Origin of the sequence: Pseudomonas lactucae (genome assembly GCF_036688725.1) — a bacterium.
Lineage (GTDB): Bacteria > Pseudomonadota > Gammaproteobacteria > Pseudomonadales > Pseudomonadaceae > Aquipseudomonas > Aquipseudomonas lactucae.
Map to the genome: position 1 here is coordinate 18,569 of NZ_JAQQPT010000037.1, position 8,728 is coordinate 27,296.

Here is an 8,728-nt window from a genome sequence, read left to right on the forward strand (position 1 = left end):
CCACCATGGACCTGGCCAACCTCAATGCCTTTATCGCCATCGCCGAGACCGGCAGCTTCTCCGGTGCGGGCGAGCGCTTGCACCTGACCCAACCGGCCGTCAGCAAACGCATTGCCGGGCTTGAGCAACAACTCAAGGTACGCCTGTTCGACCGCCTGGGTCGCGAAGTCGGCCTGACCGAAGCCGGCCGGGCCCTGTTGCCGCGCGCTTATCAGATTCTCAACGTGCTGGACGACACCCGCCGCGCGCTCACCAACCTCACCGGCGAAGTCAGCGGCCGCCTCACCCTGGCCACCAGCCATCACATCGGCCTGCACCGCCTGCCGCCGGTGTTGCGCACTTTCACCCGGGAATACCCGAACGTGGCGCTGGATATTCAATTTCTCGATTCGGAAGTGGCCTACGAAGAAATCCTGCATGGCCGCGCCGAGGTGGCGGTGATTACCCTGGCGCCCGATCCCCACCACCTGGTGCGCGCCACCCCGGTGTGGGACGACCCGCTGGATTTCGTCGTGGCACTCGAACACAGCCTGGCCGGCAACGGCACCATCAGCCTGGCGGATATTGCTCGCCATCCGGCGGTTTTCCCTGGCGGCAACACCTTTACCCACCATATTGTCAGCCGACTGTTCGAAGCCCAGGGCCTGACGCCCAACATCGCGATGAGCACTAACTACCTGGAAACGATCAAGATGATGGTGTCCATCGGCCTGGCCTGGAGCGTGCTGCCACGCACCATGCTCGATGATCAGGTGGCGAGTATCGCTTTGCCGGGCATACAACTCAGTCGCCAGCTAGGCTATATCGTGCACACCGAAAGGACGCTGTCGAACGCTGCGCGGGCGTTCATGAGCCTGCTGGACGCACAAACGGATCTGCCAGGAACACCGGCATGATTCGCTACGGCTTCAGGCATGAGTACCCCGCGCTGTCCGTCCATCGAGCCAAGGCCCTTTGATAATGCGCAACCCCGTCGACTCAGTGCCACCCTTGCCCCGCATTTACGCCCTCGACCCGCAAGAGGCGGAACAGAGCTGGGACAGCGCTCCGCAATTGCTGGCCGCGCTCAACGCCGCCCGGCTGGGTGCCTGGTACTGGGAAATCGACAGCGGAAAAATCAGCTGGTCGCGAGGCACCCAGGCGCTGTTTGGGTTTGACCCCCGGCAGCCGTTGCCCAAGGACCTGGAATACCTGGACCTGCTGGCGCCGGAGGATCGCGCCCGTGTGATCCGCGCGTTCCACGCGGTATTGGCCGGCGAGCCGTTCGAGCAGGCCATGCACCATCGCATCCGGTGGCCGGATGGCAGCCAGCACTGGCTGGAAATCAATGGCAGTCTGCTGCCGGACAAGGCCGGCCGGCGGCGCATGATCGGGGTGATCCGCGAGATCACCCACCAGCGCGAGCGTGAAGCCGCCCTCAGCCATTCCGAAAAACGCTTCGCCACGCTGTTTCATCTGTGCCCCAACATGGTCCTGCTGACGCGCCAGTCCGATGGACTGATCAGTGAGGCCAACCAGTATTTCGAGATGCTGTTCGGCTGGCCGGTGGCCGACGCCATCGGCCGCACCACCCTGGACCTGGGCCTGTGGCACCACCCCGAACAGCGCATGCAATTGGTCAAGGCCACCCAACGCAAGGGCGAGCCCATCACCATGGAGGTGCAGTTTTGCGCCAGTAACGGCCAGATCCACGATGGCACCCTCAGCGCGCAGAAGGTCGAGCTCGAAGGTGAGGCGTACCTGATCAGCACCTTCCTCGACACCACCGAACGCAAGAACGCCGAACAAGCCCTCAAGGACAGCCAGGAACGTCTCGACCTGGCCCTGGACTCCGCCCAACTGGGCACCTGGGACTGGCACATCCCCACCGGCATGCTCTATGGCTCGGCGCGCGCCGCCCAACTGCATGGACTGCCGCCCGAACCCTTCCATGAATCATTCGATGCATTCTTCGAGGGCATGCCCGACGAAGAACGCGACAACATGCGCAGCGCCTACCGCACCCTGCGCGAAGGCCCGGCCGGCAACTATCAACTGACTTACCGCGTGCCCATGGAAGACGGCACTTCGCGCTACCTGGAAAGCCGCGCCCGCCTGTACCGCGATGAGCGCGGCGCGCCCCTGCGCATGGCCGGCACCTTGCTGGACATCACCGATCAGGTGGAGCGCGAACAACGCCTGAGTGCCTCCGAAGAGAAATTCGCCAGCCTGTTCCAGGCCAGCCCCGACCCGATCTGCGTCACCGGCCTGGACAGCGGCGCCTTTGTCGAAATCAACCCGGCGTTTACCCAGACGTTTGGCTGGACCGCCGCCGAGGTGATCGACAAAAGCGCCGACCAGATTGGCCTGTGGGACGACTCGAACCAGCGCGTGCAGCGTATCGAGCGGGTGATTCGTGACCAGGCGTTGAGCAACGTGGCCGTGGTGGTCCATCACAAGAATGGCCAGAGCCTGACCTGCGTCATTTCCAGCCGCTTGATCAAGGTCGGCGATCAACCGTGCATCGTCACCACGCTGCGCGATATCACCCAGCAACAGCGTTCTGAAGCCGCCCTGAAGGCCAGCGAAGAGAAATTCGCCAAGGCCTTCCACTCCAGCCCCGACGCGATTTCCATCACCGAGCGCGAGACCGGCCGTTATGTAGAGGTCAACGACGGTTTCTGTCGCCTGACCGGTTACCGCGCCGAAGAAGCGATTGGCCTCACTCTGTACCAGATCGGCATCTGGGCCGACGAGAACCAGCGCTCGGCGTTGCTGGCCGAGCTGCAGATCAAGAGCCGCATTCATCACATGGAGATGATTTGGCACAACAAGCGCGGTGACTTGCTGGCGGTGGAAGTGTCGGTGGAGCCCATCACCCTCAACGAAACCCCGTGCCTGCTGCTGACCGCCCGGGATGTGAGCCTGTTGAAAAATGCCCAGGCGCAGATCCGCCACCTGGCCTACCACGATCCGCTGACCAACCTGCCCAACCGTGCGCTGCTGATGGACCGCCTGAGCCAGCAGATCGCTTTGCTCAAGCGTCACAACTTGCGCGGTGCGCTGCTGTTCCTGGACCTCGACCACTTCAAGCACATCAACGATTCCCTCGGCCACCCGGTGGGCGACACCGTATTGAAGATCGTCACCGCGCGCCTGGAGGCCAGTGTGCGCATGGAAGACACCGTGGCACGCCTGGGCGGGGATGAGTTCGTGGTGCTGCTCAGCGGCCTGGACGGCTCACGCACGCAAGTCAGCAAGCAGGTGCAGGCATTGGCCGACACCCTGCGCGAATTGCTCTCGGAGCCCATGTTCCTCGACGGCCAACGCCTGCAGGTTACCCCCAGTATCGGCGTGGCACTGATCCCCGACCATGGTTCGACCCCGGCCGACCTGCTCAAGCGCGCCGACATCGCGCTGTACCGCGCCAAGGACTCGGGACGCAATACCACGCAGATGTTCCACAACAGCATGCAGAGAACCGCCAGCGAACGCCTGCGCATGGAAACCGACCTGCGCCTGGCCCTGTCGCGAGGCGAGTTCAGCGTGCATTACCAACCCCAGGTGGATGCGCGCGGCAACAAGATCATCGGTGCCGAAGCGCTGGTGCGCTGGCATCACCCGGAGTTGGGCGCGCAGTCACCGTCCGAATTCATCAAGGTGCTGGAAGACAGCGGCCTGATCCTCGAAGTGGGCACCTGGATCCTAGACGAGGCGTGCGCCGCCTTTGAACAACTGATCAAGGAAGGCAAAGTCGACCCGTTGAATTTCAGCCTGTGCGTCAACATCAGCCCCCGCCAGTTTCGTCAAAACGACTTCGTGGAAAAGGTGGAACACAGCCTCAACCAGCACTCACTGCCCTATAGCCTGCTGAAACTGGAAATCACCGAAGGCATCGTGATCCAGAACCTGGATGACACCATCAGCAAGATGCGCCGCCTGAAAAAACTCGGTGTGAGCTTTGCCATGGATGACTTCGGCACCGGCTATTCGTCGCTGACCTACCTCAAACGCCTGCCGGTGGATGCGCTGAAGATCGACCAGTCGTTTGTCCGCGACGCAACCCACGACCCCAACGACGCCGAAATCATCCGTGCCATCGTGGCCATGGCCCGCAGCCTCAACCTGGAGGTGATCGCCGAAGGCGTGGAGACCCTGGAACAACTGGCGTTCCTGCAACAGCTGGGGTGCCATTTGTTCCAGGGCTATCTGCATAGCCGGCCGCTGCCGATCGAGGGGTTCAGGCGGTTGTTGGGCTAGATCAGCTTGAGGGCCCGGTACGATCTGTCCGTCCATTTGGGTGAGGACAGGGCGCTTTTCACCCCATAATCATCGACGGCACCCTCGATCACCGCCGCAGCGTGGAAGCCTACGTCCAGAACACCGATGGCGCCATTGGCCAGCTCGTGCGCACTACTTTCCCTTATGTGGGCTACCAGCCCAAGCCGATGCAAGGCGTATCCAAGTTGTTCGCCTTGGCCCAGTTCCTCCAGGGCCCTCTCAAAACTCTGGATACGCTTGAAGGACCTGTTGTTCTCCAACAGCGCACGCTTGGCACTCGCGGCGTACAGGAAGTTGGCATCGTCACCCAGCGCCTGATTATCGCCGCGCAGGTCTGAGGCACTCCCGGCTTTGCGCAACTCCTCACGGGTGAGCGTGAGCCTGAAGCCGTCACGCATGGTCACCTCAAAACCATAGGGCCGAGCAGTGACCTGCCGGAAGACATCGCAAGGGCGTTGTCCAAACCTCATCATCGCCGCCTTGATCGCCGCCACCGTCAAGCAATTATTCGCGCTGCCCTGAAAGAATCCGCGCCAAATGTCCTTGGGTTTTTTTCTCAGAGGCGCCTTGCCCAAAGGCGACTTCGCAGATGAGGCATCAGCGTATAACTTGTACCCCTTAGCGTGTTTATCGACCTCAAATCTGTGTACGGAATAATGCTCGACCCCCTCCAGCACCACTGAGCTTTCACGGCCAAAAGACAGTACCGACAAGCCCTCGCCCATATCGCTTCCCCGCACCGGTTGAGCAAAACCCAGCACCCCCAGACTGCCCAAACAATCACGCAGATATTCGCCCCGCACGCTTTGCGCAAGAGCGGCGTCAAAACGGACATGGCCTTCCTCCATCTGCTTGCGCTTTACCAGGACCGTCACTGCGAAGTTAGCGCTTTTGAGCGCGTCGGAATCGGTACCGTGAAACCTGAAGGCTTGCGCCGCTCGGCTCAATTCATCCTGGGTGATGTGGAGCTTGGACCCGTCCTTCTGCGTCACCTCGTAGCCGCCGCTGGAAGGCGTGACTTGCTCGAACATATCGGTTGGAGCAGGCCCGAAAGCGGCCATCATCATTTTGATCGCGGCCGCATGGCTGCTGGCATCGAAGTATTCGCCGAACTGCCGCCTGGCGACATCGAAGGCGTTCACGACATGATGCGTTTTTTCTTGCCTGGAACCCCTTGCACCGTCTCCGAAGGAGGGAAAGTACTGAGTGTTCCTTGCAGCGAGTGGGTAAGTTGATACGCCGGTGTACATAAGACAGATTCCTGATCGAGTTCCGGCACACCCGTATTAGGTGGGGCGCCGTATTTTTAAGAGACTTGCGCCACAGTCCTTCACCAATCGAAGGCCTGCCAGTTGTTGGGCTAGACCAGCTTCAGGGCCCTGAACCCGCGATTCATCCAATGCGCCGATGAGCGCAGGTCGTACCTGGACCCGTAGTAATCCAGGGCGCCATCGATGACCACGACCGAATGGCCGTTATCGGCCAGGGTACCGATGGCGCCATTGGCCAGTTCGCGCACAGTGCTCTCCCGCAGATAGCCCAACAGTCCCAGCCGGCGCAGGGCTTGTCCCGGGTACTCACCATCGTTCAGGGTGCCCATGGCGGCCTCGAAGCTTTCCCTGGCCCGAAAGTCGTTATTGTTCAACTGGGCACGCTTGGCACTCACGGCGTACAGGAAATTGGCATCGTCCAACAGCGCCTGGTCGCCGCCGCGCAAGTGAGCGCCACGCCTGGCTTTATCCAGCTCATCACGGGTAAGGGTCAGGGTGAAACCATCACGCATGACCACCTCGTAACCAGCGGGGCTGACTGTCACCGCTCGGTAAATGTCAGCCGGGCTTTGCCCGAACCTCATCATTGCCGCCTTGATCGCCGACACCGTCACGCAATTACCCTCGTACCCCTGGTAGAAGCCGCGCCAGATATCCTTGGGTTTTGGCTTCACGGGCGCCTTGTGCAGAGAGGGCCTCAACCGCGAGTGATCAGGGAACAGGCGATAGCCATACCGATTGCCCACCTTGCGCCGGTCGGCGTAGTGATGCGCCACCCCATCCACCACCAGGGCGCTGCCCAGGTTATGGCTGCCCACCACCGCCACCACCCCCTGACCCACCATCTCGCTCGGCGCTACGTATTGGGTAAGACCACGCACACCCATGCCCTGCAAACACCTGAAGGTGGTTTCGCCTTGCAGGGTTTTTGCCAGGGCCTCGTCAAAACGGGCGTAACCGCCCATGGCCTGCTTGCGTTTCACAAAGACAGCCAGCGCAAAATTGGCAGCCTTGACGGCTTCGGCGTCAGCGCCACTGAACCTCGACGCCTGCGTGACTCGCCTTAGTTCGTCCTGGCTGACATGCACCTTGAATTCATCCTTCATCGTCACGTCATAGCCCCCGGCGGAAGGGGTGACTTGATTGAACATATCCGCCGGGGTGGAGCCCAGCACCCTCATCATCATCTTGATCACCGCGCCGTGGGTGCTGACATCGAAGTCCTCGCCAAAGCGTCTCTGGGCGATATCGAACGACGGGGCAACCTCATTGTTTTTTTTGCCTGCCCCCGCTGAGGAAACCGCTGAAAACGCACCGCCCGCACTTATCACCGGCAGCACCGAAGGGGCACCTACTGAGATACTCATCGACTGGTTTCCTGGTTGTTTGAAACAAATTGACCAACAGACAGCCAGAAGCGACGGCCCGGTTGGCACCGTGCCCTGGCCATACTGCTTATCGCGCCCCGTCCATGCTCACATCAGCGCTACCGCGTCACCGCGGGTGGGGGGCGCGCCCTTGCGACCCCACATTTCTTCACGACCATTGATGACCGCCGCCGAATGCCCGGTGCGGTTGCACATTCCCACTTGCCCGCGCGCAAGGTCGCGTACGGACACTCGCTTCATGTGCTTCTTCAACCCCAGCCGCATGAACCCTTCCCCTGGCCCGCGCTCATCCTCGCCATCGTTCAAACTGTGGATAGCCGCCTGGAAACTCCTGCTCGCCATACCATCGTTATTCTCCATCTGCGCGCGCTTGGCACTGACCGCAAACAAAAAATGCGCATCCTTGAGCATGTCTTTGTCTTGCCCGACAAACCTCGAACCGCGGGCACCTGCGGCCAGTTCGCGGTCACTGAGGGTGAGTTGGAAATCATCACGCATGATGACCCGATACCCTCCGTCGACGCGCTTGACCTCTTTGTAGATATCCGTGGGGCTTTGGCCAAATCGATGCATCGCCGCCTTGATGGCCGACACCGTCACGCAGTTACCATCAGGGCCCTGGCGAAATCCGCTCCAGATATTGTCCGCTTTGGCACCGTTGCGTTTGCTGGACAGGCCAGGGATATCCCGTGAGTGATTGGGTGCAGGTACTACGCGCTCAGGCAGAACGTGCGGGATGATCGCGGGTGACACGGTTTTTTTGTCAGGCACTTCATTACTTTCACTAAGCCGAAAGTTACACATTCGAGCAAAGAAAAAAGCCAGTGAATTCGGCACCTGAGTGCGCGTTTCTGATTTCCGCCCTGAATCTATTGCTTGCACCAGTTCCGAATCGGAATAACGACAGCTTCCCCGCGCAATGTATTTATCGACAGCAACAGGCTGAAGGTAAAGTTCATTACTGACAGCACGCGTATCACCACCTACCACTGTTCCTGCATCGATGATACGAGCAATGCTTTGAATTGAACCTATAGACATGTATTCCCCCTAAGCAGGTACCCCTGCGAATACTTATATCCGCGCAGGTACCTGTATTACTTCAAGCGTTAACGCCGGGAAATCAACTCAGGACTTGTACGCATTCCGAACATTTAACTGCCAGTTCCTTGCATTAAATTGAATTTCATCAGGGCCTGGGCTGGTCAATACCTCGCCGGGCTCTTCAGGCAATAGTTTGGAGGTGATATCCGGTACAACGGTAGAAGTTGGCGTCGCGTCCGGTGTGATACCGGCCTTGGCCTGCGCGCTACCTTCAGCGTTCGTGCCCTGCCTGGTCTCGACCTCCACCTTGACCTTGCCATCAGCGTTCTTGCCCGGTGTGGTACCGGCCTTGGCCTTGGCCTGCGCGTTACCTTCAGCGTTCGCGCTCTGCCTGGTCTCGACCTCGACCTTGACCTTGCCACCAGCATTCGTGCCTGGTGTGGTACCGGTCTTGGCCTGGGCCTGCGCGTTACCTTCAGCGTTCGTGCCCGGTGTGGTATCGGTCTTGGCCTGGGCCTGCACGTTACCTTCAGCGTTCGTGCCCCGCTTGGTCTCGACCTCGACCTTGACCTTGCCATCAGCGTTCGTGCCCGGTGTGGTATCGGTCTTGGCCTGGGCCTGCGCGTTACCTTCAGCGTTCGTGCCCCGCTTGGTCTCGACCTCGACCTCGACCTTGACCTTGCCATCGGCGTTCGTGCCCGGTGTGGTATCGGTCTTGGCCTGGGCCTGCACGTTACCTTCAGCGTTCGTGCCCCGCTTGGTCTC

The 8,728-nt window shown here is 60.5% G+C and carries 5 protein-coding genes and 1 pseudogene; 2 read left to right on the forward strand and 4 right to left on the reverse strand.

The genetic code is table 11. From position 1 onward, the window contains the following. Positions 1-5: 5 nt before the first annotated feature. Together V6M90_RS29660 and V6M90_RS29665 are read left to right on the forward strand one after the other, a co-directional pair. Positions 6-896: a LysR family transcriptional regulator gene (locus V6M90_RS29660; protein ID WP_003175101.1), complete on the forward strand. Its 891-nt coding sequence runs from the start codon at positions 6-8 to the stop codon at positions 894-896. A gap of 64 nt (positions 897-960) precedes the next feature. Then, positions 961-4,239, forward strand: a complete 3,279-nt coding sequence (locus V6M90_RS29665; RefSeq protein WP_078825443.1) for a PAS domain S-box protein — start codon at positions 961-963, stop codon at positions 4,237-4,239. Here V6M90_RS29665 and V6M90_RS29670 read toward each other — a convergent pair. The 4 genes and pseudogenes from V6M90_RS29670 to V6M90_RS29685 all read right to left on the reverse strand — a co-directional run. Then, entirely contained in the window at positions 4,236-5,510 is a 1,275-nt protein-coding gene (locus V6M90_RS29670) for a hypothetical protein (RefSeq protein ID WP_332847633.1), read from the reverse strand. The genes V6M90_RS29665 and V6M90_RS29670 overlap by 4 nt on opposite strands. A gap of 110 nt (positions 5,511-5,620) precedes the next feature. After that, on the reverse strand, positions 5,621-6,898 hold the full coding sequence (locus tag V6M90_RS29675) for a hypothetical protein (protein ID WP_332847634.1): 1,278 nt from the start codon (positions 6,896-6,898) through the stop codon (positions 5,621-5,623). 108 nt (positions 6,899-7,006) lie between these two features. Continuing rightward, positions 7,007-7,960, reverse strand: coding sequence for a hypothetical protein (locus tag V6M90_RS29680; protein WP_332847635.1), 954 nt, complete (start codon positions 7,958-7,960; stop codon positions 7,007-7,009). An 87-nt stretch (positions 7,961-8,047) separates the two neighbouring features. Then, a pseudogene (locus V6M90_RS29685) lies at positions 8,048-8,728 on the reverse strand (hypothetical protein); the annotation flags it as partial.